This window comes from Pseudomonas oryziphila (assembly GCF_003940825.1).
GTDB lineage: Bacteria > Pseudomonadota > Gammaproteobacteria > Pseudomonadales > Pseudomonadaceae > Aquipseudomonas > Aquipseudomonas sichuanensis.
The window spans coordinates 1765819-1790136 of the sequence record NZ_CP034338.1 but is presented as its reverse complement, the minus strand read 5'-3'; the positions used below and the strand labels follow the sequence as shown (position 1 = coordinate 1790136).

General features: G+C 64.8%; 20 protein-coding genes. 5 read left to right on the top strand and 15 right to left on the bottom strand.

The window, feature by feature from the left end:
- Window positions 1-195 precede the first annotated feature (195 nt).
- The 11 genes from EJA05_RS28160 to EJA05_RS08460 all read right to left on the bottom strand — a co-directional run bounded on the left by EJA05_RS28160 (window position 196) and on the right by EJA05_RS08460 (window position 12427).
- Window positions 196-372, bottom strand: a complete 177-nt coding sequence (locus EJA05_RS28160) for a hypothetical protein (protein WP_167409860.1) — start codon at window positions 370-372, stop codon at window positions 196-198.
- 303 nt (window positions 373-675) lie between these two features.
- Window positions 676-1806, bottom strand: a complete 1131-nt coding sequence (locus EJA05_RS08505; protein ID WP_190306039.1) for a lactonase family protein — start codon at window positions 1804-1806, stop codon at window positions 676-678.
- Window positions 1772-2059, bottom strand: coding sequence for a DUF5629 family protein (locus EJA05_RS08500; protein WP_125857934.1), 288 nt, complete (start codon window positions 2057-2059; stop codon window positions 1772-1774). The genes EJA05_RS08505 and EJA05_RS08500 overlap by 35 nt, the downstream gene beginning before the upstream one ends.
- A 167-nt stretch (window positions 2060-2226) precedes the next feature.
- The gene (locus EJA05_RS08495; RefSeq protein ID WP_125857933.1) at window positions 2227-4620 is read right to left on the bottom strand and encodes an efflux RND transporter permease subunit; all 2394 of its coding nucleotides are present in this window, start codon (window positions 4618-4620) and stop codon (window positions 2227-2229) included.
- The gene (locus EJA05_RS08490; RefSeq protein ID WP_125857932.1) at window positions 4617-5648 is read right to left on the bottom strand and encodes a WD40/YVTN/BNR-like repeat-containing protein; all 1032 of its coding nucleotides are present in this window, start codon (window positions 5646-5648) and stop codon (window positions 4617-4619) included. Before EJA05_RS08490 ends, EJA05_RS08495 begins: the two co-directional genes overlap by 4 nt.
- A 271-nt stretch (window positions 5649-5919) precedes the next feature.
- A complete protein-coding gene (pepN, locus tag EJA05_RS08485; protein ID WP_125857931.1) occupies window positions 5920-8577 on the bottom strand; it encodes an aminopeptidase N in 2658 nt (885 codons plus the stop codon).
- 12 nt (window positions 8578-8589) lie between these two features.
- Window positions 8590-9420, bottom strand: coding sequence for a DUF2797 domain-containing protein (locus EJA05_RS08480; protein ID WP_110995860.1), 831 nt, complete (start codon window positions 9418-9420; stop codon window positions 8590-8592).
- Entirely contained in the window at window positions 9417-9677 is a 261-nt protein-coding gene (locus tag EJA05_RS08475; protein ID WP_110995859.1) for a YeaC family protein, read from the bottom strand. Before EJA05_RS08475 ends, EJA05_RS08480 begins: the two co-directional genes overlap by 4 nt.
- Window positions 9678-9690: 13 nt before the next feature.
- A complete protein-coding gene (locus tag EJA05_RS08470; RefSeq protein WP_125857930.1) occupies window positions 9691-10569 on the bottom strand; it encodes a rhomboid family intramembrane serine protease in 879 nt (292 codons plus the stop codon).
- The gene (locus EJA05_RS08465; RefSeq protein ID WP_125857929.1) at window positions 10566-11537 is read right to left on the bottom strand and encodes a metallophosphoesterase; all 972 of its coding nucleotides are present in this window, start codon (window positions 11535-11537) and stop codon (window positions 10566-10568) included. Before EJA05_RS08465 ends, EJA05_RS08470 begins: the two co-directional genes overlap by 4 nt.
- Complete coding sequence (locus EJA05_RS08460) at window positions 11537-12427, bottom strand: NAD(+) kinase (protein ID WP_110995856.1); 891 nt, start codon at window positions 12425-12427, stop codon at window positions 11537-11539. The genes EJA05_RS08465 and EJA05_RS08460 overlap by 1 nt, the downstream gene beginning before the upstream one ends.
- 44 nt (window positions 12428-12471) lie before the next feature.
- Between EJA05_RS08460 and EJA05_RS08455 the strand changes: the two genes are divergently transcribed.
- On the top strand, window positions 12472-13452 hold the full coding sequence (locus EJA05_RS08455; protein ID WP_125857928.1) for a DUF1853 family protein: 981 nt from the start codon (window positions 12472-12474) through the stop codon (window positions 13450-13452).
- Window positions 13453-13511: 59 nt separating this feature from the next.
- On the opposite strand, the gene EJA05_RS08450 is transcribed toward EJA05_RS08455, so the two are convergent.
- On the bottom strand, window positions 13512-15131 hold the full coding sequence (locus EJA05_RS08450; RefSeq protein ID WP_190306038.1) for a WG repeat-containing protein: 1620 nt from the start codon (window positions 15129-15131) through the stop codon (window positions 13512-13514).
- 176 nt (window positions 15132-15307) lie between these two features.
- Here EJA05_RS08450 and EJA05_RS08445 point away from each other — a divergent pair, with 176 nt between their 5' ends.
- Window positions 15308-15853, top strand: a complete 546-nt coding sequence (locus EJA05_RS08445) for a cytochrome b (protein ID WP_110995853.1) — start codon at window positions 15308-15310, stop codon at window positions 15851-15853.
- On the opposite strand, the gene EJA05_RS08440 is transcribed toward EJA05_RS08445, so the two are convergent.
- Together EJA05_RS08440 and EJA05_RS08435 are read right to left on the bottom strand one after the other, a co-directional pair.
- Window positions 15844-16737, bottom strand: a complete 894-nt coding sequence (locus EJA05_RS08440; RefSeq protein ID WP_125857926.1) for a 1-aminocyclopropane-1-carboxylate deaminase/D-cysteine desulfhydrase — start codon at window positions 16735-16737, stop codon at window positions 15844-15846. The two genes, EJA05_RS08445 and EJA05_RS08440, sit on opposite strands and share 10 nt — an antisense overlap.
- Before the next feature lie 114 nt (window positions 16738-16851).
- A complete protein-coding gene (locus tag EJA05_RS08435; RefSeq protein ID WP_125857925.1) occupies window positions 16852-18888 on the bottom strand; it encodes an NADPH-dependent 2,4-dienoyl-CoA reductase in 2037 nt (678 codons plus the stop codon).
- A 188-nt stretch (window positions 18889-19076) separates the two neighbouring features.
- Between EJA05_RS08435 and EJA05_RS08430 the strand changes: the two genes are divergently transcribed.
- Window positions 19077-20195: a nitrilase-related carbon-nitrogen hydrolase gene (locus EJA05_RS08430; protein ID WP_125857924.1), complete on the top strand. Its 1119-nt coding sequence runs from the start codon at window positions 19077-19079 to the stop codon at window positions 20193-20195.
- 4 nt (window positions 20196-20199) lie between these two features.
- Window positions 20200-21240 (top strand): AraC family transcriptional regulator, encoded by a 1041-nt coding sequence (locus EJA05_RS08425; protein WP_125857923.1) that lies wholly within the window; start codon window positions 20200-20202, stop codon window positions 21238-21240.
- Window positions 21241-21587: 347 nt separating this feature from the next.
- Here the strand turns inward: EJA05_RS08425 and EJA05_RS08415 are convergent, their stop codons facing one another.
- Window positions 21588-22457 (bottom strand): DUF2242 domain-containing protein, encoded by an 870-nt coding sequence (locus EJA05_RS08415; RefSeq protein ID WP_125857922.1) that lies wholly within the window; start codon window positions 22455-22457, stop codon window positions 21588-21590.
- A gap of 244 nt (window positions 22458-22701) precedes the next feature.
- On the opposite strand from EJA05_RS08415, the gene EJA05_RS08410 reads away from it, so the two are divergent.
- Window positions 22702-24252 (top strand): methyl-accepting chemotaxis protein, encoded by a 1551-nt coding sequence (locus tag EJA05_RS08410; RefSeq protein ID WP_125857921.1) that lies wholly within the window; start codon window positions 22702-22704, stop codon window positions 24250-24252.
- Window positions 24253-24318 lie beyond the last annotated feature (66 nt).

The following is a 24318-nucleotide window of genomic DNA, read 5'->3' as shown; positions in this document are numbered from 1 at the left end:
TCGAGCGGCTGACTCTGCTTTGTCTTGTAGCTTGAAACTCTGAGCTTGCAGCTCACAGCGCCAGGATCGGCGCCGACATCAGCAACAGCACTACCGCCGTGATACGCCACATCATGCTCTGCCCCTTGGAGAGTCAAAAATTTAGCGTCAAATTAAATCACATGGCGTTGTGCTATTACCAATGGCTTTACACACTCAATTGGAGTGCTTGCTCAGGGCGGCGTGGAAATGCGCGCTCTGTTGCAGGTATTTGTCGGTGTAGCTGTGGGTAGTGGACGGCTTGCTGCTGTGTTCGGCCTGCGCGTGTGCTGGCAGCACGACCGAGGCGGAGATGGCGGAAGCGGCGATGAGCGAGAAGAGATTGAAGTTCATGTGGGCGGACCTCGACTTCGGTGGTTTGACGTTGGCCCGTCGGGGCCTTGGGTCAAAACTTACGCCGATGCAGCCGCTGTCTGAAATTCATTGCGGCAGTAGCAAATATCACGGCAATCGATAATTGCCTCGCCCTGCACTCTGCCTGTGGGAGCGGCGGTTCGCCGCTGCGATTTAGCCGCGAAGATGAACCTAGGTGCCTGGCATGGGCTTTGCCCGTGTTCGCGGGTAAACCCGCTCCCACAGGAATCGCGCAGCTGTTTGAATGGCGAGCAAGACAGTTGCCCCCACAAGCAAGACTTATCACTCGAGGAACTTGAGGTCCGACGGCGCCGGCTGGTCGAACTTCTGTACGGTCTGGCCCAGGGTGCCCTTGCGCGGATCGCGGTGCATGACCACGATCTGGTTGCTCTTCTGGTTGGCTACCAGCAGGAAGTCGCCACTGGGGTCGAGGGTGAACTCCCGGGGATGATCGCCCTCCACCGAACGGCGCTGCAGCAGGGTCAGCTGGCCGTCGTCCTTGCCCACCGCATACACCACGATCTCATTGGCCGTGCCTCGGTTGCTGACGTAAAGAAAACGGCCATCCGCCGACAGGTGCAGCCCGCCGGCGGCTTTGGCGGCGGGGTCCTTGAGGTCGGTCAGCGGCAAGCGCTGGCGCTCGGTGAGCGCGCCATCCTGGGCATCGAAAACCACCACTTCGGCGCTCATTTCCAGGGTCAGGTAGGCGTGCTTGCCCTTGGCGTCGAACAGCAGATGCCGCGGCCCGCTGCCCGGCGGCAGGTCGACCGCTGGCGGGATCGCCGGGCTCAGCGGGTGTTCGGGGCTGGCGCCGTCGTAGCGGTAGATGAATACCTTGTCCGCGCCCAGGTCGCAGGCGTACAGGTGGCGACCATCGGGCGACAGCACCAGCGAATGCACATGGGCACCGGCCTGGCGCTCGGGGTTGACCTTGCTCGGCGCATGCCGTGCCTGTTGCACCACCGCTTTGAGCTTGCCGTCCTTCGCCACCGGGATCACCACCAGGCTGCCGCCGGGGTCGGGGGCGACGGCGTAGTTGGCAACAAACAGGTAGCGCTGGTCGTGGCTGAGGCTGGCGTGGGTCGGCTCGTCGCCCTGGCTGGGTACTTGGTTCAGCGGTTTGATCTCGCCCTTGCTGCTCAGCGAAAAGCTGCTGGCATGGCCTTGGGCAGTCTCGTTGACCGCGAACAGCAGGCGCTGGTCGGCGGACAGCACCAGCCATGACGGGCTGACCGCCTTGACCACTTGCTGGGGCTTGGCATCGATGTGGCCGTTGCGCTCGTCAAAACCGTAGCGGTAGATGCCCTGGCTGGGGCCATCGGTGTAGCTGCCCACCAGCAAGGTGGCGGCGTGGGCATTGATTGCAAGGGTCATGAGGCTAGCGGTCAGCAGGCTGGTCCACGTCCGATTCATCGTCTTCTTCATCCGGGGCTCTGAAAGCACTCATACAGACTAGACGATGCTCACCCTCGGCAGAGGCCAGCCGCCAGTCGTCGCCCGCGCCAGTGGCGGCGGCGACTTGCTCGGGGGTGAAGGTCCAGCGGCGCAGCTGGCGACCGTCCATGCACTCGATCACAAGGCCGGTTTCGTCGAAGGTGAAGTCGAAGGCATGCAGGCCGTCGATCAGCAGCATGTCGCAGGCTGCGAGGGTGGTGGCGAGGGTCATGGGGACATCCGGGAAATTGGGCGGCCATTATAGCCATGGGGCTGCGCTGCAGCCCAATCGCCGGCAAGCCGGCTCCCACAGAGATCGCGCCATCTTCAAGGCCAGCGCAATACCTGTGGGAGCCGGCTTGCCGGCGATTGGGCCGCAGAGCGGCCCCTTGCTGAGGATCAGTGGGCGAAGATCGACCCGCCCTCCTTGCCCGCCAGCTTCTCCGGTTTGATCAGGAACCGCGCCAGCGCCGGCAGCAGCCACAGTGCGCCAAACATGTTCCACAGCAGCATGAAGGTCAGCATCAGGCCCATGTCGGCCTGGAACTTGATGGCCGAGAAGATCCAGGTGCACACGCCGATGGCCAGGCACAGGCCAGTGAACAGCACCGCCTTGCCGGTGGAGCGCAGCGTCTGGTAGTAGGCCTCCTGCAGTGGCAGGCCTGCGCGCAGGAAGCTCTCCAGACGGCTGTAGATGTAGATGCCGTAGTCCACGCCAATGCCCACACCCAGCGCCACCACCGGCAGCGTTGCGACCTTCACGCCAATGCCCATGAACGCCATCAGCGCGTTGCCCAGCACCGAGGTGAGCACCAGCGGCAGCACGATGCACAGGGTGGCGGCAAAGGAGCGGAAGGTGATCATGCACATCACCGCCACGCACAGGTAGACCAGGATCAGGATGGTCAGCTCGGCCGACTTGATCACTTCATTGGTCGCTGCCTCGATCCCGGCGTTACCCGCCGCCAGGAGGAACTGCAGGCCGTCCTTGTTGTGGCTGTCGGCGAAGGCCTTGGCCGCGGCGGTGACCCGTTCCAGGGTTTCGGCCTTGTGATCGTTGAGGAACACCAGCACCGGTGCCAGCGAGCAGTCGCCGTTGTACAGGCCGTCGGCACGGGCGATGGAGTTGTTGAGGATGCCCGGGTTGCGCGACAGCGTCTCCCACTTCAGGCTGCCCTCGTTCATGCCCTTGATGACCTGTTTGGACACGGTCACCAGGGAGATGGTCGATTGCACGCCCGGTGTGTTGTCCATGGTCCACATCAACTCGTCGATGGGCGCCATGGTCGAGTGGATCGAGCAGCTCTCGGCCGGGGTCTTGACCATGATCACCAGCACGTCGGAGCTGGTCGAGTAGTTGCTGATGATGAAACGGTTGTCCTGGTTGTAGCGCGAGTCGGGGCGCAGCTCCGGGGCACCCTGGTCGAGGTCGCCGATCTTCAGGTTCTGGCTGTACCAGAGGCCGCCGGCGAAGGCCAGCAGTGCCAGCACGATGGACACCGGCGCCACCTTGGGGCTGGCGAAGTTGGCCAGCAGGCGCCAGAACGGGTGCTCGCGGGTAGCGTCCTTCTTGCTGCGGGCAATGGCCTTCTGGCTGATGCCGACATAGCTGATGGCCACGGGCAGCAGGATCAGGTTGGTGAAGACGATCACCGCCACGCCGATCGAGGCACCGATGGCCAGCTCGCGAATCACCCCGATATCGATGATCAGCAAGGTGATGAAGCCCACGGCGTCGGCCAGGATGGCGATCATCCCCGGCAGGAACAACTGGCGGAAGGTACGCCGGGCTGCGGTCAGGGCATTGTCGGCGTCACTGGACTGCAAGGCGATGCCGTTGATCTTCTGCACCCCGTGGGAGATGCCGATGGCGAAGATCAAAAACGGCACGAGCATCGAATACGGATCGAGCCCGAAGCCCACCGCATGCATCAGCCCCAACTGCCAGACCACCGCCACCAGGGTGGTGATCAGCACGGCGATGGTGCTGCGGATGCACCAGGTGAACCAGTACAGCAGCGCCCAGGTGATCACCAGCGCGATGCCGAAGAACATCGCCACCATCACCAGCCCGTCGATCAGGTCACCGACCTTCTTGGCGAAGCCGACGATGTGGATCTTGACGTTGGGGTTTTGCGCCTGGAACTTGTCGCGGATCTTTTCTTCCAGCTGATGGGAGAACTGCTGGTAGTCGAGCTTGACCTGCTTGCCTGGGTCCTGGGGGTCGGGGAAGCTCTCCAGCAGCGGAATGTCGACGATGCTGGACTTGAAGTTGTTGGCCACCAGGCGCCCGACCTGGCCGGACTTGAGCACGTTGTCGCGCAGGGTGTCGAGGCTGCCCTGCGAGCCGTTGTAGGTGTTGGGGATCACCTCGCCGCCGGAGAAGCCCTCTTCGGTGACTTCGCTCCAGCGCACGCTGGGGCTCCACAACGACTTGAGGCCGGCGCGGTCGACGCCGGGGATGTAGAACACCTCGTCATGGATCTGCCGCAGCGTTTCCATGTAGTCCTTGTCGAAGATGTCACCGTTGACCGCCTCGACCGAGATGCGCACGGTGTTGCCGAGGTTGGCCAGGTCGTTGCGGTGCTCCATCATCTGCTCGATGAAGGGGTGCTGCAGCGGGATCATCTTTTCGAAACTGGTGGACGGGCGGATCTGCGTGGCCTGCCAGAACAGGAACAGGCTCACCAGCACGCAGATGGCGATGACCATGGGGCGGTTGTTGAAGATCAGGCGTTCCAGCAGGGTGGCCTTGTCCTTGTGCTGCATGTCGAAGCTCTCCCGGCTGGTCATGGGCGCACCTCCTGGGTGCCGTCGGCCGATGCCAGGTGCACACCGCCCTGCCCTACCAGCAGCAGGCCGCCGCCGGCGAGGCCGCTGACCCCGGCCAGGGCGACGCGGTCGGCGCGATTGCGCACGCTGAAGCTCTGCCCGTCGTCGTGGCTGCGCAGCACGCTGCCGCCGTTACCGACCAGTACCACGCTGCCGTCCTCGAGAAGCGTAGCGCTTGCCAGGCCGAATTCGAGCGGGCCACGTTCGGCCCGAAGCTCGATCGGCTGCCAGCTGTCACCGAAATCGGTGGAACGGAACAGGTTGCCGCGCAGGCCGTAGGCCAGCAGGGTGTTGGGCTGGGCGGTACCGATCACGCCGAACAACGAGCCCTCGTAGGGGCTTTCGACTTTCGACCAGCTCTGGCCGTTGTCGCTGGAGCGGAACATGCTGCCTTGCTCGCCGACGATGAACAGGCCGGCGCCTTTCACCAAGGTGATGGCGTTGAGGTGCAATTGATCGGGGTTGTCCAGGCGCTCGCCGACGTCTTGCCAGTGCTGGCCACCGTCGAGGGTTTCGAGCACCGTGCCATAGGCACCGACGGCAAAACCCTGTTGCGGGTCGAGCATGCGCACATCGAGCAGCGGGGCTTCGCGGGAGCGGTCTTCGAACTGCTTGCTCCAGGTCGCGCCGCCGTCGCTGCTGGCGAGGATCTGCGCGTCATGGCCAACGGCCCAGCCGCGCTTGTCATCGAGGAAGAACACGGCGGTGAGCAGTTGCCGGGTGGGTACCCGGGCCTGGGTCCAGGTCTTGCCCTGGTCGTCGGAGAACAGGATATGGCCGCGATCGCCGACCACCACTAGGCGCTTGCCTGCGTGGGTGGCACCGATCAACAGGCTCTGGCTGGCCTTGGCCGACTCCACCGAGTATTCCTCGGCGGCCACCGCCGCATCGACGCTGCCCGCCCATGCCGCCAGTGCCAGCGCCAGCATCGCGCTGGCTGCCAATGGCCAGGCGCCGTGCCGGCCCCGTGCCGTGATCCGCTCTCTCATGACTGCCCCTTTTGTGTTCTTGTGCTGGGTCAATCTATTGCCAGGTGCTGAGAAACCCTGTTCCAGAGCCCTGGAATAGCTTCGGGCCATCCTATCGGGGTAATCCGACAGAAAACAACGAGCGGGACGTTATGTTTTGTTAACCACAAAAACATTTGGGGCCGCTGCGCGGCCCTTCGCGGGTAAACCCGCTCCCACAGGGATTGCATGAAACCCTGTGGGAGCGGGTTTACCCGCGAAGGGCTGCGCAGCAGCCCCAACTTCTCCAGGCTTACGCCAGGCTCTTGCTCACCACCTCATACACATCACTGGACAGCGCGCCCGAAGCCAGAATCCGCTCCAACTCACCCTTCATCAGCGCCTGACGCTTATCGTCATACTTGCGCCAGCGGGTCAGCGGCGCCAACTGGCGCGAAGCGATCTGCGGGTTCAGTGCATTGAGCTCGATCACCAGGTCCGCCAGGAAGCGATACCCCGAACCGTCAGCGGCATGGAAGTTGACCAGGTTCTGCCCGGCGAAAGCACCGACCAGTGCCCGCACCTTGTTCGGGTTCTTCAAGGTGAAGGCCGGGTGCTGCATCAGTGCCTTGACCCGCGCCAGTCCGCCCGGCAAGGCACTTGCCGCCTGCACGCTGAACCACTGATCCATGACCAGCGGGTTGTCCTTGAAGTGCTCGGCGAAGGTTTCCAGGGCCTTGGCCCGCTCAGCCTCGAACGGCGAGTTGACCAGCACCGCCAGGGCGGTGAGGCGCTCGGTCATGTTGTCGCACTGATCGAACTGCTCCAGGGTCGCTTCAACTACCTGCGGCTTGCCGCTCAGCATCAGGTACGACAGCGCAATGTTCTGCAGGCTGCGGCGCGCGAAGTGCTCGGCGGAGGCGACGTAAGGGGTCTTGCGCGACACTTCGCGGTTGGCCTGGTAACGGGCCCACAGGGCGTCGAACATCTGCGCGGCGATCTGCTGGCGGGCAAACTCGCGGGCCGCGTGGATGGCGTCCACATCGGCCACCTGGCTGATCTCGGTGAGGTAGGCCTCGCCCGGCAGCGAGAGCATCTCGGCGACCATGGCAGGGTCCAGCGACTCATTGCCAACCACGGTACCCAGTGCAGTGATCAGGCGCTGGTCAAGCGTGAGCGCTTCGCCACGCTGGTGCTGGCCGATCAGTTCCTGCAGCACCTGTACCGCCAGCTGCTGCCCCGCTTCCCAGCGGTTGAAGCCGTCGCTGTCGTGCTGCATGAGGAACATCAGCTGGTCGCGGTCGTAGGGGAAGCTCAGCTTGACCGGGGCGCTGAAGCCGCGCAGCAACGAGGGCAGCGGCTTGCTGGCGATACCTTCGAAGGTGAAGGTCTGCTCGGCCTCTGTCACCGACAGCACGCGGCTGGTGCCGCTGGTGGCGCTTTCGCCGGCCAGGCGCAGCGGCAGGTCATGGCCTTCGGCGTCCAGCAGGCCCAGTGCCACCGGGATCACGAACGGCAGCTTCTCGACCTGCCCTGGGGTCGGCGGGCAACTCTGGCGGAAGGTCAGGCTGTAGCGCTGCGCAGCGGCATCGTAAGCCTCGCTGACTTCCAGGCGCGGGGTGCCGGCCTGGCTGTACCAGCGCTTGAACTGGCTCAGGTCGACGCCGTTGGCGTCTTCCATGGCCTTGATGAAGTCGTCGGTGGTCACCGCCTGGCCGTCATGGCGCTCGAAATACAGGTCGCTGCCTTTGCGGAAGCCCTCGGCCCCCAGCAGGGTGTGGACCATGCCGACCACCTCGGCGCCCTTCTCGTACACCGTCAGGGTGTAGAAGTTGGAGATCTCGATGAAGCTGTCCGGGCGGATCGGGTGGGCCATGGGGCCGGCGTCTTCGGCGAACTGATGGGTGCGCAGGTAGGCGACGTCCTCGATGCGCTTGACCGTGCGCGAGTTCATGTCGGCGCTGAACTCGGCATCGCGGTACACCGTGAAGCCTTCCTTGAGCGACAGCTGGAACCAGTCGCGGCAGGTCACGCGGTTGCCCGACCAGTTGTGGAAGTACTCGTGGGCGACCACGCCTTCGACGCGCTGGTGGGCAGCGTCGGTGGCGGTCTCGGCACGGGCCAGCACACAGCTGGAGTTGAAGATGTTCAGGCCCTTGTTTTCCATGGCGCCCATGTTGAAGTCGTTGACCGCGACGATCATGAAGATGTCCAGGTCGTATTCACGGCCGTAGACCTCTTCGTCCCAGCGCATGGACTTCTTCAGGCTGACCATGGCGTGGTCGCACTTGTCGAGGTTTTCCGGCTCGACATAGATGCGCAGCGCCACGTCGCGACCCGATTGGCGGGTAAAGGAGTCCTCGACGCACCAAAGATCACCCGCCACCAGGGCGAACAGGTAGGCCGGCTTCTTGAACGGGTCTTCCCAGGTGGCCCAGTGGCGGCCGTCTTCGGCCGGCCCGCTGCCGATCGGGTTGCCGTTGGACAGCAGCACCGGGTAGCGATGCTGCTCCGCGATCACGGTAGTGGTGAACACGCTCATCACGTCCGGGCGGTCGAGGTAGTAGGTGATCTTGCGGAAGCCCTCGGCCTCGCACTGGGTGCAGAACATCTTGCCGGACTTGTACAGGCCTTCCAGCGCAGTGTTGCTTTCCGGGTGGATCTTCACGCTGGTGTCGAGGGTGAAGCGCTCGGTTTTCGGCTGCAGGGTCAGGCTGCTGTCGTCGAGTTGATAGTCGCCCGCTTGCAGTTCCTGGTCATCCAGCGATGCGCTCAGCAACTCCAGCTGCTGGCCGTCGAGCACCAGTGGCGGCAAGCCCGCGCCACGCGCGGGGTTGCGATGCATGACCAGTTGCGCGTGCACCAGCGTGTGGTCCTCGAACAGCTCGAAGGTCAGGTGCGTCTCGTCGATCAGGTACTCGGGGGCCTGATAGTCCTTGAGGTAGATCACTTGCGGTTGTTCGGTACGCATGGTGACGATCCTTTACTGGAGCACGGCCAGTTGATAGGCCGTGTACTTGCGAATGTTGATCACGCCGGTGTCGAAGATCAGGTACTGGCCCTTGATGCCCAGCAGCGTGCCTTCCACGACCGGGTCCTTGTCGAGGTTGAAGCTGACGATCTTTTTCGGGTAAGCCTCGACCGGGTAGCGCATCTGCACCACCTCGGCGTCGGGCAGCGGCTGGATGGCCTGCAGGCCAAAGCGCTCCTGCAACCCACGGATACCGTCGGCGCAGGCGTCGAAAATCTGTTCGCGGATGGCCACCAGATCGAGCACCTCGGCATCGCCCTTGAGCAATGCACGCCAGTTGGTGCGGTCCGGCACCTGGCTGCGCAGGATGTCTTCGACCAGCCCGGACTGTTGCCGGGTGGCCACGCGCATGATCGGCAGCGCCTGGCTGGCGCCCTGGTCGAGCCAGCGGGTGGGCAGTTGGGTGGCACGGGTGATGCCGACCTTGATGCCCGACGAGTTGGCCAGGTACACCACGTGGTCGGTCATGCAGAACTGCTCGCCCCACGACGGCTCACGGCAGGTGCCGGCATCGTAGTGGCAGCGTTCCGGGGCCATGATGCACACGTCGCACTGGGCCAGCTTGGTCATGCACGGGTAGCAGTAACCCTGGCTGAAGCTGGTCTTGGTGCGCTTGCCGCAGTGGGTGCAGTGGATGGCGCCGAGGTACTCCAGGCGGATCGACTGGCCGATCAGCGGGTTCACCGGCACCTGGGTGTCGTCCAGGCGGAAACTGTATTGAACGACCGGTGCTTCCAGACGCACCGCCATCTTGCTCAAAGAGCCACGAGCGAGTTCGATCAATGTACCGAGTCCGACTTGAACAGGATGTTGGCGATCGGCGCGGACTTCGATGCGCACTCTTGCGGGCCCATGTAGCCGGTGCGCTGGTCTTCGGGCAGGTTCTGGATTTCCCAGGCGATCACGGCCTGCAGCGACAGTTCTTTCTGCTCGGCGGTGAGCTTGCGGCCATCGGACCATTTGCCGATTTCGACGGCCGTTTTCAGGCTTTCGTAGATCTCGGGGGTGATGTTTTCGATCATTTGCGCGAACGTGGACATGGTGTCTCCTCAGTCAGGCGGACAGTTTACGCCGGGCGAGCCATCCACCCAAGAGCCCCGTCAGGCAACCGATGAGCAACCCGCCGACATGGGCGGCGTTGGCGATCTGGCCGAAGCCGAGCTGCCCCACCACACCGCTCAGGCACACCAGCAGCCAGATCAGCATCATCGCCAGCACGCCCCGGGGCAGGCTGAACTGCGGATTGGGCGCCAGCTTCTGGTACAGCCAGACATGCCCGAGCAAGCCGTACAGCACGCCGGACAAGCCACCGAACAGGCTCGGGCCGCTGGTGAAGTGCTGGGCCAGGTTGGAGACCAGGCTGAACAGCAGGGTCAATGACAGCAGCATCCACGGGCCCTGGCGCAGTTCGATGCGTTTACCCAGCTCCCAGTACCACATCCCGTTCATCGCCAGGTGCAGCACGCCGAAGTGCAGCAGCATCGGCGACACCAGGCGCCACCACTGGCCTTCGCCGAGCGCCTGCAGCAGCGGGGTGAAATACAGGTATTCGCCCTGCACCTGGAACGGCAGGAAGGTGAACCAGGCGATGGTGGTCAGGTTGTCGCCCAGGCCGGTCAGGCCGGCGACCACCAGGCACAGGAACAGCACGCTGGCGGTGACCTTGCAGGCGATGGCCTGTTCTTTCAAGGAGGGCGCAGGCGCAGCCAAGCTGCCTTGCGCAGGCTCCGGGATGGCTTGCAGATCGGCATTGCCGTCGGGGTAGCGCGTGTACAGCTCGCGAACATCCTCGGCAATCGCCGGCGGCACCCACAGCACCTGCTCCCCGCCCTCCTCGACCACCCGATGCGGCACCTGCAGGCGCCGCAGCAGGGCGACGAAACCGCTGAGGTCGACCGCCAGCGGCAGGCGCAGCACTTCGATCACGTTCATTGATTGGCCTGTGGGCGTTCGACGTCGACCCAGACGAACTTATGCGGGTCGATGCGGATTTCGTCATCCAGCCGGTAGGCGGCCAGCTTGCCGTACAGCACGGCACTGTAGTCCAGACAGGCCAGGTTGCCGCGAATCGGCGCCGGGCGGCCGCTGCGCCAGTAGTGGCCAACGAACAGCAGCGGTTCGTCCTCGGTATAGCGCAACAGGGCGTTCTTCTGGTGATGGCTGAGCGGCGCACGCGCCACCTCGTCGGGCAACGCGTCGGGCTGGAAGACGATATCGCCGTAGGTCTGCGGGTCTTCTTCCCAGAACTTGGTGCGGAAGAAGGCGCGGGTCAGGCCATCGCCGCCGGTCAGCGTCAGGCCGTCCGGCAAGCGCATGTCGGTGCCGCGCAGCAGGCGATTGCACACGGTAGCGGCGAAGCTGCCGGACACTGCCGAGGCCTGCACGAAGTGCTCGTCGATGCAGCCGTTGGGGTACTGCTTACGCAGCGGTTCGATCAACTGCGGGTCCCAGCAGGCGTGCACCAGGCGGAAACGCCCGGCGTCGACGAACAGCGGCAGCTCGTAGAACCACTGGATGAAGTCGTGCCAGTCGCCGGGGTGCTGGGCGAACTGGGTGAGGGTTTCGTCGATCAGCCGGGCATGCCGTGGCGTGTGTTCGCGCACGTAGGCCTTGCCACTGCCCGGCAGCGCCGGCGTGACCCAGCCCAGGGCGTTGTATTCGTGGTTGCCCATGATGCAGAAGGCCTGGCCGGCCTCGACCATGTCGTGGACGATGTGCAGCGCTTCGCGAATGCGCGGGCCGCGGTCGACGATATCGCCGAGGAACAGCGCCTGGCGCCGTGGGTGCCGCCATACACCACCGATGCGTTTGTAACCGAGGGCGTCGAGCAGGCGCTCGAGGGTGAGCGCACAACCGTGCACGTCACCGATGATGTCGAAACTGCGCGCCGGATCGAGCATCAGTCGTCCCTGCCCCCCAGGCGGCTGCCCCAGCCAAGCTTGGTGCGGCAGACCTCGTAGTAGTTGTGGTCGAGCGGATGGATCAGGCGCAGCTTCTGCGGTTTCTTGCTCACCGTGATGGTGTCGCCGGGGGCGCAGGTGAAGTGGTTCTGGCCATCACAGGAGACCTGCGGGTAGATCTGCAGGTCGTTGGACACCACGATCTTCAGCTCGCTGTTGCCATCCACCACGATCGGCCGGCCCGACAGCGTGTGCGGGTACATCGGCACGATGACGATGGCGTCGAGCTTGGGGTGCATGATCGGCCCGCCGGCAGACAGCGCATAGGCCGTGGAACCGGTGGGGGTGGCGACGATCAGGCCGTCGGCCTTCTGGCTGCAGACGAACTGGCCGTCGATGTAGATTTCGAACTCGATCATCCGCGTCGATTTGCCCGGGTGCAGCACCACATCGTTGAGCGCATCGCCCTGGCCGATGGCCTCGTGGTGGCGGCGCACCTCGGCCTGCAGCAGGAAGCGGTTCTCTACCAGGTAGTGGCCGTCGAGCACTTCGGCGACTTTCTGTTCCAGCTCATCGGGGCGGATATCGGTGAGGAAACCCAGATTGCCGCGGTTGATGCCCAGCACCGGAATGTTGTGCCGAGCCAGGGCGCGGGCGGCGCCAAGCAGGCTGCCGTCGCCACCGACCACGATGACCAGGTCGCACACCTCGCCCAGCAGCTTGCGGGTGGAGGTTTGCAGGCCGTGGCCGGGCAGTACTTCGGCGATGGTGTCCTCGAGGATCACGTGCAGGTGGCGCTCGAGGAGGAATTTTTTCAGTCGGCGAATGGTGTCGAGCACCTGGGAGCTGCCAAGGCGTCCGATGATACCGATATTGCGAAATTGCTCCATGGTGCTCCTGCAAGGCTCTGCGGCGGGGTGACTATGCCGGGATTATGGGCGAAAGCACCGGGCAGCGGCAAACCGGCTATGCTCGCGGGATGATGCCCTTCGCCGACCTCGCCCCCCTGCCCCGCCAGTTGCGCCACCCCGCGGTGCGCGACCTGGCCTGGACGATCCTGTCGCCGCCCCTGTTGCAAGACACCCCGCAGCCACAGCGCCACCCGCTCCACGCCAGCGGCTGGGCCGACGACCCGGCGCGCCTGGCCGACTGGCTGCGCGCACTCGACCAGGCCCCGGCGCCGTTGCTCGAAGGGCTGGCACGCCTGAGCAGCCGTCGGCTGGGGCTGTACTACGAAGCGCTGTGGCAGTTCGCCTTGCGCCAGGCGCCCGGCATCGAGCTGCTGGCGGCCAACCTGGCGATCCGCGATGGCGGGCACACCCTGGGCGAGCTGGACATCCTGCTGCGCGACCGCCAAGGCGATCATCACCTGGAGCTGGCAATCAAGCTTTACCTGGGGCCCAGTACGGGTGAGGGCAGCGACCCGGCCGATTGGCTTGGGCCTGGCTGTCATGACCGGCTGGGACAGAAACTGGCGCACCTGGCGCACCACCAGTTGCCCATGTCGAGTGGCCCGCACAGTCGTCAGGTGCTCGACTCGCTGGGCGTGGACAAAGTGCAGGCACACCTGTGGCTCGGCGGTTATCTGTTCTATCCCTTGGCAGGCCCGGCAGCCCGACCGCCCTCCGGCAGCCACCCCGAACACCTGCGTGGCGGCTGGCTGCATCGGCGAGACTGGGCCAACGACCCGGCGCAGCGCTGGCAGCCCCTGCCCCGGCATGCCTGGCTGGCACCGGCACGCCTGGCGCCAGGGGACTGCTTGAGTGCAGCGCAATTCCAGGTGTGGCTGGCGGGGCTGGACGCCCACGCACCCGCACAACTGCTGGCCAGAATGGCGCAGCAGGCAGACGGGGCCTGGGAAGAGGTCGAGCGGGTATTCCTGGTGGCCGACAGCTGGCCACACCTGCCTGGGTGATGAGCCCAGGCCCCTTCAGCGGCTGATCCGTGAAGAGGCCCGGCAGGCGCGAGGGAAGATCAGGAGGCCTCGGCCACAGGCTCAGGCGCCGGGCAATGGGCCTGGGCATCCTGCGGCCACAGCACCTTGCCCTTGCCATCCACTACCTGCTCCGCACCGCACGGCAGACGGTTGGTGTCGAACACCACGGTGCCGTCCAGGCAGTACAGGGCACGCAGGGTTCGCACGGCGTCGTCGCCATTGCCCTCGACCCGGTAGCCGAAGATTGCACCCCTTGCTTCGTCAACCTGCAGGTCTTGCCATTTGGCCGGCACCAGCAGCTTGCCGTCGAGGTCGTACAGCGCCCGCGAAGCGTCCGAAGTGCTGCCCTCGGAAGCCACCAGATGGTGCCCGTCCGCCGTCAGCTTGAGCATCACGAACTGCTCAGGCTTGATCAGCACCTTGCCCTGCTCGTCCATCAGGCCCACGGTGGCGGTCTCGCTCGGCATGCCGAGGAACGTCACGGTCTTGCGCGGCGACTTCAGTTCGGTGAAGGCAAAGCGCTTGGGGGTGATCACGCCGATCTGCTGGTAGGTGGGCTGAACCAGCACTTTGCCCTGGTCCAGGTCGATGGTGCCGTAGGTCGCCAGGAAGGCGTTCTGCAGCTTGCCGATATGGTTGAAACCCGGGCGATGGCCGCTCATGCCCATCAGGCCGAGGCCTGCGTCACCGACCGAATCGTATTCGGGCTGGATCAGCCACTTGCCGTCGTGGCCGATCATGCCGGCCTTGCCACGATCTTCCTCGGTGCGTGGCACCTGCACCATGGCACCGGTCTTGCCGAAGGTTTCGCAGCTCTGGTATTGCGCCTCGATGATCACCTTGCCTTGGTAGTCGAGATAACCACAGGGTTTGTCGTAGCCATCGCGGTAACCCACCAGGCCAGCGCCCGGGGTGCCCAGCCAGTATTTACCGAGCGGGATCACCAGATCGCCTGCGGCATTGGCCAGGCCGACACCGGCTTGCCCTTCGCGGGAGACCACCAGGAAACCATCCGCCGCGCTGGTAATGGTGTCGAAATCAAGCTTGCGCAGCACCTTGGTCTGCAGGTTGTAGCCCCAGTTTTCACTGCCTTTCTGGGCGAGCACCCAGTTGCCGCGTTTGGCGAAATCGTCGCGCACGTACATCGAATCGAACACCGCTTCGCTGACCTTCTCGCCCTTGGGCGTAAGGATGCCGCGCCGCTCATCCAGCTCAACGACGATGAAGTCATTTTCGCCACCGACATAAATGCTATCGAACGCGGCCGGCAGGACTTCCTTGCCCTGCTCGTCCATCACCCCGGACTTGCCATCGCGCACGAAGCCGAACAGGCCCGGCGTCAAGGGGAAGACCTCATCGGTGAGCTCGGCGCGCAGCACCTGCTTGCCGTCGCCACTGGCCAGGTTCCAGTAGTCGCCTTTGCCAAAGATGAAGGCATTGGTGAAGGGCTGGGTGTAGATCAGGTCGTAGTCGTTGTCAGGGCCGACGCGAAAGGCGCCATTTTGATCCAGTACCGCGCACTGGTCGTTGACGCACAGCGGAATGGTCATCTGGGCAACCGGCGGCGTCTTGACGGCCGGGGCTTGCTCACAACCGGCAAGCAGCAGGGAAAGGAAAGCCAACAGCGCCGCCCGAGGGGCGGTAATCAGGGGTTTCATTGAACACATCATCCTTGTGCGATAGAAAACAGGCGCAGGCCCATGGCCACCACCTGGTTCGCTATGTCGGCTGCACTTGATAGATCTGAAGCAAGCCGTTTTTCACGCCAGCGATTAAAGTTGAGGGCAGGCGCCAATCAAGAGCGCCCTTCCAGACCTGATGACGAGGATCCACCATGGTTTCATCCACCCCCGCAGCCCATTACTCGCGGCTGTCGATCACCCTGCACTGGCTGATGCTGGTGCTGCTGGCCGCCGTCTACGCCTGCATCGAGCTGCGCGGCCTGTTCCCCAAGGGCAGCGCCGAACGCGATGTGATGAAGGATTTGCACTTCATGCTTGGCCTGAGCGTGTTCGTGCTGGTGTGGCTGCGCCTGGCCCTGCGCCTGTCGCGCCCCACCCCAGCGATCGTGCCCAAGCCACCGGCCTGGCAGACCGGGTTGTCGCACCTGGTGCACCTGCTGCTGTACCTGATGATGATCGGCCTGCCGCTGGCCGGCTGGGCGATCCTCAGCGCCGCCGACAAGCCGATCCCCTTCTATGGCCTGGAGCTGCCGGCCATCGTCGCGCCGGACCCGGACCTGGCCAAGTTCATCAAAGGCTGGCATGAACGCATCGGCAGCTGGGGCTACTGGCTGATCGGCCTGCACGCACTCGCCGGGCTGTATCACCACTACGTGCGCCGCGACAACACCCTGCTGCGCATGCTGCCCTACAAGTAACCGCGTCGCCCCTGCAGGCCACCGCTGTGCAGGAACACCAGGCGGGTGCCGGGCTTGAAGCGCCCGGCCGCCACCTGGTCACGCAGGGCCAGCAGCGCCTTGCCGGTGTACAAGGCTTCCAGCGGTAAGCCAGCCTGCCGTTCGCTATCGGCGACGAACGCCAACAGCTCGTCATCGATCCGGGCAAAGCCGCCACGGCTGGCTTCATGCAGCGTGTATCCGTACGGCCCAGCCAGTGCCGCCACGGTTTGCGGCACACCATGATCCAGAGGCACCGCCAGGGCACCATGCACCGCATGCCTGCCCTGCTCCGCCAACACCAGCCCCGCCAGGGTGGTGCCGGTACCGGCGGCCAGCCACCAGGCGTCGTAGTCCTGCCAACCCAGTGCGGCCAGTTGTGCCCGGCACTGCTCGACGATCAGCGCGCAGCCCTGGGCACCGGCGGGGCCGCCGCCGCCTTCGGGGATGCAGTGCCAGCCCGGATAACGGGCCTGCCAGGGCTGCCAGAAACCCGCCTGGTGCCGGTCTCGGTAACCTGCGTAACCCAGCCAGTGCAACTGCATGCCCAGCGCCCGAAGGTCGCGCACGGTCGGCGTGTCCTGCTCATGGCCACGCAGCAGCCCGGCGGTGGCGAAGCCGAAGCGCTTGCCGGCAGCGGCCAGGGCATGCAGGTGGTTGGAGTGGTTGCCGCCCAGGCTGATCAGGCCCGGTGATCCGGCCTGCCGGGCTTCGAGCAGGTGGTGGCGCAGCTTGAACCATTTATTGCCGCTGATCAGTGGGTCGATCAGGTCAAGGCGCAGGACGGCGGCCTCCAGACCGGCATGCTGGAGCCAGGGCAGATCGAGGCGCTGCAGGGGGGCTTGGGGCAGGGAGAATTCGGGCATGGCGCGAGTTTATCGCATGGGCGCGCTGCGCCCTATCGCCGGCAAGCCGGCTCCCACAAGGCTAGAGTGATCCCTGTGGGAGCCGGCTTGCCGGCGATGGGGTTTCTCAAGCGATCACAGCTCGGCGGCCAACCTCGACCCCTGGTTGATCGCACGCTTGGCATCCAGCTCTGCAGCCACGTCCGCGCCACCGATCAGGTGCACCGACTGCCCCGCGGCCAACAACCCTTCGTGCAACTCGCGCAGCGGGTCTTGCCCTGCGCAGACGACGATATTGTCCACCGCCAGCAACTGCGGCTCGCCTTCACCGACGCGCACATGCAAGCCGGCATCGTCCACGCTCAGGTACTCGACGCTGTTGAGCATCTGCACCTGCTTGTTCTTCAGCCCCGTGCGGTGGATCCAGCCGGTGGTCTTGCCCAGGCCGTCACCGACCTTGGTTTTCTTGCGCTGCAGCAGGTACACCTGGCGCGCCGGGGCATGCGGTTCGGCCTTGATACCGGCCACGCCGCCACGGGCCTGCAACTGGCCGTCGATGCCCCACTCCTTCCAGAACGCCTCGCGGTCCTGGCTGGTGGCCACGCCCTTGTGCACCAGGTACTCGGACACATCGAAACCAATACCGCCGGCGCCGATCACCGCCACCCGCTCGCCCACCGGCTTGCGCTCCAGCAGCACGTCCAGGTAACTGAGCACCTTGGCATTGTCGATGCCGGGGATGGCCGGGGTGCGCGGTGCGATGCCGGTGGCCAGGATGATTTCGTCGAAACCGCCCTCGACCAGCGCCGCCACATCGACGCGCGTATCGAGCCGCAGGTCGACGCCGGTGCTCTTCACCTTGTTACGGAAGTAGCGCAGGGTCTCGAAGAACTCCTCCTTGCCCGGCACACGCTTGGCCACATTGAACTGCCCGCCGATTTCGCTGGCGGCATCGAACAGGGTCACCTGGTGGCCACGCTCGGCAGCCACGGTGGCGGCAGCCAGGCCGGCAGGGCCGGCGCCGACCACGGCGATGCGCTTGACGTTGAGCACTGGCAGGTAGTTGAGCTCGGTCTCGTGGCACGCACGCGGGTTGACCAGGCAGCTGGTCAGTTTGCCGCCGAAGGTGTGGTCCAGGCAGGCCTGGTTGCAGCCGATGCAGGTGTTGATCTCGTCGCCGCGGCCTTGCGCGGCCTTGTTGACGAAGTCCGGGTCGGCCAGGAACGGCCGGGCCATCGACACCATGTCGGCGTCGCCTTCGGCCAGCACGGCCTCGGCCACCTCAGGGGTGTTGATGCGGTTGGTGGTGATCAGCGGAATGCTCACCGCGCCGCGCAGCTTGGCGGTAACCTTGCTGAATGCCGCGCGCGGCACTTTGGTGGCGATGGTCGGGATGCGCGCCTCGTGCCAGCCGATACCAGTGTTGATCAGGGTGGCGCCGGCCTGCTCGATGGCCTTGGCCAGCAGCACGATCTCTTCCCAGTTGCTGCCGCCCTCGACCAGGTCGAGCATCGACAGGCGGAAGATGATGATGAAGTTCGGCCCGACCGCCTCGCGGACCCGGCGCACGATCTCCACCGCCAGGCGCATGCGGTTCTCGTAGCTGCCGCCCCAGCGGTCAGTGCGGTGGTTGGTGTGGGCCGCCAGGAACTGGTTGATGAAGTAGCCTTCCGAACCCATGATTTCGACGCCGTCGTAGCCGGCGCGCTGGGCCAGGCTTGCACAGATGACGAAGTCGGCGATCTGCTTTTCGATGCCCTCCTCGTCCAGCTCCTTGGGCTTGAACGGGTTGATCGGCGCCTGGATGGCACTGGGCGCCACCTGCTTGGGGCTATAGGCATAGCGCCCGGCGTGAAGGATCTGCAGGCAGATCTTGCCACCGGCTGCATGCACGGCCTCGGTGACGATCCGGTGCTTGTCGGCCTCGGCTTCGGTGCTCAGCTTGGCCGCACCGGAATACACCCCACCCTCGTCGTTGGGAGCGATGCCGCCGGTGACCATCAGGCCGACACCACCGCGGGCACGCTCGGCGAAGTAGGCCGCCATGCGCTCGAAGCCGCCCGGGCGCTCTTCGAGCCCGGTGTGCATCGAGCCCATCAGCGTACGGTTGCGCAAGGTGGTGAAGCCCAGGTCGAGTGGGGCCAGCAGGTGCGGATAAGGGGTGTTGGCCATGGATAAGCTCCACAGGTGGCGTGATCACGGAATGCGGGAACCTCGAAGGCGGGCCCCGTCGTTTGTCTGTGGCCGACATTAAACAGGCGTTTGAATGCGCTCAATGATCGAAACTGACAACTTATTGATCCTGCTGCACAGCAGGCTTACCCTAACCTCCTCTTTCCCCCACTGCGCTGAACCGCTCCATGCGAAAACTGCTAGCCGGCGCCCTGGCGCTGGTCATCATCGCCGGCCTTTGCGGCTATGGCTTCTGGACCCTGCAACGACCGGAAGGCCACTACCTGTCCGATCTGCGTATCGAGCTGGCGCTCAACCAGGGAGTGCCGGGCGAGCACGGCAACCTCCTGGGTGTGGAACCGCTGCTGTACCCAGGCGATTACCAGAACCTTGCACGCCTGCACCGCAAGCTGTCGGCGTACCTGCAGCAGGCCCGTGACCAGGGCCTGGTGAATGCCCGTACCGTGGTGGTGCTGCCCGAGCATATCGGCACCTGGCTGTGGGCCCGCGGCGAGAAGAACGAGCTGTACCAGGCCACCCGCGACCGCGAGGCCTGGCAATGGCTGGAGTTGAGCAACCCGCTGCGCTACGGCCTGGCGATGCTGTCGGCCAGCGGCGACGACCGGCGCAGCGATGCGCGCCTGCGCATGAAGGCCGCGCAGATGGCCGCCGATTACCAGCAGCTGTTCGGCGGTCTGGCGCGGGAGTTCGGGGTCACCCTGGTGGCCGGTTCGATTGTCTTGCCCGCCCCTTACGTGAAGAACGGCGTGCTGCATGCCGGCAGCGGCCCGCTGTTCAACAGCAGCCTGGTGTTCGCCGCTGACGGCAGCGTGCTGGGGCAACCGCAATACCAGCGCTACCCGGACAGCGAAACCCGCCGCTACATCCACCATGGCCGCCAGCAGCCGCTGCAGGTGCTGCAGACACCCGCCGGGCGCCTGGGCGTGCTGGTCGGCAGTGACAGCTGGTACCCGGACAACTACCGGCTGCTGGCCGGGCAGTCGGTGCAACTGATCGCCAACCCGGTGTTTCTCAGCGGCAAGCAGCGCTGGCAACTGCCCTGGCGCGGCAACCGTCACCAGGCCGCGGCGGCCGAACTGCCGTTGCAGCGTGGCGAGGTCAGCGAGCAGGAGGCCTGGCAACGGCTGACCCAGGCGGCCAGCGACGGCGCCGCCAGCATGAGCGTGTTCATGCGTGGGCAGTTCTGGGAACAGAGCGGTGGCGGCCAGGGCTTTGCCAGCGAGGCCGGCACCTTGTGGGCGGGCAGCGCCAGCCAGGGCGCCCGCCTGCTCAACCTGTGGCTGTAACGCCATGCCCCGTCAGCGCGTGCGCCTGGGCGAGTTGTCGGTAGGCTTCGTCCAGCCCCTGGCCGAAGCGCTCGGCCAGCTCGGCCACGATCCGCAGCCACTGCTGCTGCGTTATGGGCTGGATAATCGGCGCCTGGCCGAACCCGGGGCGCGCCTGTCGATTCCGCGCTACATGCACTTGGGCCACGCCGCCATCGCCTTGAGCGCTGAGCCTGCCCTGGGTTTGCACATGGGCCAGCTCAGCCACCTGGCCCAGGCCGGGTTGGCCGGCGTCACCGCCGCCCAGGCGCCGACCCTCGGCGAGGCCGCGCGTACGCTGCTGCGCTTCGAGCCGCTGTATGCCGCCAACTACCGTGGCCAGTCGAGCTTTCATGAAGACCAACAAGGCGCCTGGCTGCGCTTCTACTCCATCAGCCCGTACAACGCCTACAACCGCTTCGTGGTCGACTCGCTGCTCGGCGGCTGGCTGGCGCAACTGTCCAGCCTGGCCGGCAGGCCGATCCAGGCCGAGCGGCTGGAGATCGAGTTCGAAGCGCCGGCTTATGCCGATCAATACCAGCGCCTGTGCAGCACCACCGTGCAGTTTGGCGCCGCAGCCAACCAGTTACGCCTGGGCCAGGCCACCCTGGCCCTGGCCAACCCGCAACACTGCCCGAGCACCTGGCAGCACCTGTTGCAGCTGTGCGAAACGGAACTGGCCCAGCGCACCCGGGTACGCAGCCTGGGCGAACGTATCACCCACCTGCTGGGGCCGCTGCTCAATGGCGGCCGCGAACCGGATCTGGAGGAAGTGGCGCAGCACCTGCAGATGCCCACCTGGACCCTGCGGCGCAAACTCGCCGAAGAAGGCACGCGCTATCGCAACCTGCTCAACGATACACGCCGCGACCTGGCCGAGACCTACATCCGCGACACGGAGCTGGCCTTCGGCGAAATCGCCTATCTGCTGGGGTTTGCATCGGCCGAGGCCTTCCAGCGCGCATTCAAGCGCTGGACGGGCGTAACGCCGGGGGAGTTTCGCCGCCATCAGCGGCAGGTGGGTTAAAGCTCGGTGGCGTCGTCCGCCGGCTCAGGCACATCCAGTTCATAAGCCTGGAATTCGAGCAATTCTTCCTGGTAGTCGTCCATCTGCCTGCTTCCTCGTTGTCGTTCATGGGATCCACCGCCACCCTAGGGTTTGTACGGAAAGTGCCTGCGCGACGATCATGCTGCGTTGAAAACAGGCTCGGAATGCTCATTTGCAACCAGCAAACTCCGCTTCCTCGCCTGTTTTCGCCTTGCCTGATCGCCGCTCGGCGACTTTTCGTACAAACCCTAAGCGGGTCGGATGACAGAGCCATTACAGCCCCATGAACGGTAAACGTAGCAGGCCTGCGGGAAGTTAGCGACCGCTCACGGCGAAGCCGGTGCCGCTTCGCTCTGCGCAGGCTGCTGCAGGGCCTGGATCGGGGCCGCCTCGACGGGCGGTGCAACCGGTTGCGAACCGTGGCTGTCATCCACCACCGGAGCTGCCGGCGCTTCGTGAACGGGCACGGCGGGGGCCGGCTCAGGGGCGGCAGGTGCGCTGGCCTGGGCTGCGGCAGACGCGGCCACTGGGGCGCTTGCCGCCAGCGGCGCCGCCTCTGGCTGGGCGGGTGCCAGCGGGGTTGGCGCAGGCTCGGGCAGCCCCAAGGCTGGCGCTGGTTGCTCCACTTTCGGCGGCTCGACAGGGGTATCGGCCTTCTTCACCTTTTTCGGCTTCGGCAGGTAGCCCTCCACCAAGGCGAAATAACGCTCGTAGAACTGTGGCGCGGCCACTGTCTCGCTGGCGACCTTGACCATCGAGTCGTCGCTGGAGCCGATCGGCATCGACACCGAGCCCAGCACCCCGACCCCCAAGCTGGCAGAGGTGTTGGATTTTTTCAGGGTGTAGCGGTCCTGCAGGGCGTTGGCGAACATGGTCGAACGCTGCTTGTCGCTCATGTCCGGCACGCAGGTGATGTTGAAGCTGATCTGCATGTGGTTTTCGGCGCTCTGCTGAAAACTCTTGTTGCCGGCCACCTGGTTGGCATCGCTGCTGGTGATGATGTAGCCCTGGCTGAGCAGCGCACGCCGGGCAGCTTCGCAGGAGCCCGCTTCGCTGACCGGGAAACTGCGTGAGAAGGTGCCCGAGTCGTCGAAGTTCTCGTGCTCGTACACGGTAGCCTTCTTCGAGGAGCAACCGGATACGCCCGCCAGCACAAGGGCCAGCCCGAGCGCACCGTAGACGGATGATCTGGACATCGTGAATTCCGGGTAAATCGAACGGTGCCTATTGTGCAACACATCCACAAGCCACCGAAACCTTGAAAGGGCCAACATTGCGCAAGGTTCATGTAAAGGCGTGGATGACGCCGACCAAAGCGCCGGGAACTTTCTCGCGATAATTAGCGATTTTTCGTACACCAGTCACAAGAACCTCCTAAGCAGATAAGGAAATTCCCTCGCTAGACTCATTCGCCCGTTCGAATGCCCAAGGAAATCGCTGATGAAGAATCTGCCGGTCCGCCTGAAACTCTTGCTTAGCCTCTCCCCACTGGTCTTGCTGGCAGCCCTCCTCGTCCTGACCGCGATCTTCACCCTCGGCACCCTGACCCATCGGGCTGAACGCCTGGTCTCGGTCAACTACATTCTCGACAACCTCAACGACATCCGCGCCACACAGATGGCCTATGCGCTGAACGGTGAACATGCAGAGCTGGAAAACCTGCGCCACGCCTACCGAAAAGTAAACGGGCTGATCGACGAGAATCTGACGCAGATGCCCTCCCCCCAGGCGCAGACCCATCTTGGCGCCACACGCAAGATCATGGGCAACTACATGGACGATCTGCAGCACAGCCTCGAGGCAGGTACTGAGACACTGGTCGGCTCCACGGGCAAACAGCTCACCACACAAGTGCTTGCGGCCATCGAACACATCAACCAACTGATCACCCAGCAGAACCAGGTCAGTGCCGCCGAGCTCGGCCAACGCACGCGCCTCATGCTTGCCGTGTTCTGCGGCACATTGCTGCTGGCCTGCCTGGTAGCCTGGCTGCTGATCCGGCAGATCTGCGCCCCCCTGCAACAGGCACTGGACATGGCCCGGCGCATTGGCGAAGGCGACCTGAGCGCCAATGACCTTGGCCCACGCCAAGATGAGTTCGGCCAACTGCTCCAGGCCCTTGAGCGCAGCAGCGCCAATTTGCGCGGTATCTTGCGCCGGATCGGCCAGGCCTGCGAGCAGCTTTCACAGGCCTCGGCGGCCCTGGCTTGCGTGATCGAACGCACCAGCAGCGGTGCCGCCAGCCAGCAGAGCGAAACTCGCCAGGTGGCGGCGGCCATGAGCCAGATGGCCTGCGCCGTGCAGGAGGTGGCGCACAACAGTTCGCTGGCCAGCGAGGCGACCCGCCAGGCCACTGACAAGGCCGAACTCAGTCAGCAGGTGGTCAGCGATACCCAGCGCCAGGTTGCCCAACTGGCCAGTGACATCAGCAGCAGCACCGAGGCCGTGCAACAGCTGTGCGCCTCTGCCGAGCAGATCAACTGCATCACGGCGGTTATCCGCTCGGTGGCCGAGCAGACCAACCTGCTGGCCCTGAACGCGGCCATCGAGGCCGCCCGCGCGGGCGAAGCCGGGCGCGGCTTCGCGGTGGTGGCCGACGAAGTGCGCGGTCTCGCCCTGCGTACCCAGCGCTCCACTGCCGAGATCGAAACACTGATCACCCGCCTGCAGGACGGTGCCCGCCAGGCGGTGGAATACCTGCAAGGCAACCGCCGCGTGGCCAGCACCACCGTTGAGCTTGCCAATCAGGCAAGCGAGGCCCTGCAGGTCATCACGACCAGCGTTGATGATATCCAAGGCATGAATCAGCAGATTGCCGCCAGTACCGAGCAGCAAAGCACGGTCGTGGTGGCCATTCGCCGTAATGTGGAACGGGTGCGCGATGTCGCCGGCCACTCACTCGATGCCAGCCGGCAAATCGAGGAAGCGTCTATCGAACTGGAGCGGGTGGGCGGCGAGCTGAAAGGGTTGATCGGTAATTTCAGGCTCTGAATGAGACAACCTGACAAGCGCCAGAAACGAAAAAAGCGACCCGAAGGTCGCTTTTTTGTTGTTCCG

What these genes read in the sequence shown, in the direction of transcription:
- EJA05_RS28160 (WP_167409860.1), bottom strand. Translation starts at nt 372, where the DNA reads ATGAACTTCAATCTCTTCTCGCTCATCGCCGCTTCCGCCATCTCCGCC.
- EJA05_RS08505 (WP_190306039.1), bottom strand. Translation starts at nt 1,806, where the DNA reads ATGAATCGGACGTGGACCAGCCTGCTGACCGCTAGCCTCATGACCCTT.
- EJA05_RS08500 (WP_125857934.1), bottom strand. Translation starts at nt 2,059, where the DNA reads ATGACCCTCGCCACCACCCTCGCAGCCTGCGACATGCTGCTGATCGAC.
- EJA05_RS08495 (WP_125857933.1), bottom strand. Translation starts at nt 4,620, where the DNA reads ATGACCAGCCGGGAGAGCTTCGACATGCAGCACAAGGACAAGGCCACC.
- EJA05_RS08490 (WP_125857932.1), bottom strand. Translation starts at nt 5,648, where the DNA reads ATGAGAGAGCGGATCACGGCACGGGGCCGGCACGGCGCCTGGCCATTG.
- pepN (WP_125857931.1), bottom strand. Translation starts at nt 8,577, where the DNA reads ATGCGTACCGAACAACCGCAAGTGATCTACCTCAAGGACTATCAGGCC.
- EJA05_RS08475 (WP_110995859.1), bottom strand. Translation starts at nt 9,677, where the DNA reads ATGTCCACGTTCGCGCAAATGATCGAAAACATCACCCCCGAGATCTAC.
- EJA05_RS08470 (WP_125857930.1), bottom strand. Translation starts at nt 10,569, where the DNA reads ATGAACGTGATCGAAGTGCTGCGCCTGCCGCTGGCGGTCGACCTCAGC.
- EJA05_RS08465 (WP_125857929.1), bottom strand. Translation starts at nt 11,537, where the DNA reads ATGCTCGATCCGGCGCGCAGTTTCGACATCATCGGTGACGTGCACGGT.
- EJA05_RS08460 (WP_110995856.1), bottom strand. Translation starts at nt 12,427, where the DNA reads ATGGAGCAATTTCGCAATATCGGTATCATCGGACGCCTTGGCAGCTCC.
- EJA05_RS08455 (WP_125857928.1), top strand. Translation starts at nt 12,472, where the DNA reads ATGGGCGAAAGCACCGGGCAGCGGCAAACCGGCTATGCTCGCGGGATG.
- EJA05_RS08450 (WP_190306038.1), bottom strand. Translation starts at nt 15,131, where the DNA reads ATGAAACCCCTGATTACCGCCCCTCGGGCGGCGCTGTTGGCTTTCCTT.
- EJA05_RS08445 (WP_110995853.1), top strand. Translation starts at nt 15,308, where the DNA reads ATGGTTTCATCCACCCCCGCAGCCCATTACTCGCGGCTGTCGATCACC.
- EJA05_RS08440 (WP_125857926.1), bottom strand. Translation starts at nt 16,737, where the DNA reads ATGCCCGAATTCTCCCTGCCCCAAGCCCCCCTGCAGCGCCTCGATCTG.
- EJA05_RS08435 (WP_125857925.1), bottom strand. Translation starts at nt 18,888, where the DNA reads ATGGCCAACACCCCTTATCCGCACCTGCTGGCCCCACTCGACCTGGGC.
- EJA05_RS08430 (WP_125857924.1), top strand. Translation starts at nt 19,077, where the DNA reads ATGCGAAAACTGCTAGCCGGCGCCCTGGCGCTGGTCATCATCGCCGGC.
- EJA05_RS08425 (WP_125857923.1), top strand. Translation starts at nt 20,200, where the DNA reads ATGCCCCGTCAGCGCGTGCGCCTGGGCGAGTTGTCGGTAGGCTTCGTC.
- EJA05_RS08415 (WP_125857922.1), bottom strand. Translation starts at nt 22,457, where the DNA reads ATGTCCAGATCATCCGTCTACGGTGCGCTCGGGCTGGCCCTTGTGCTG.
- EJA05_RS08410 (WP_125857921.1), top strand. Translation starts at nt 22,702, where the DNA reads ATGAAGAATCTGCCGGTCCGCCTGAAACTCTTGCTTAGCCTCTCCCCA.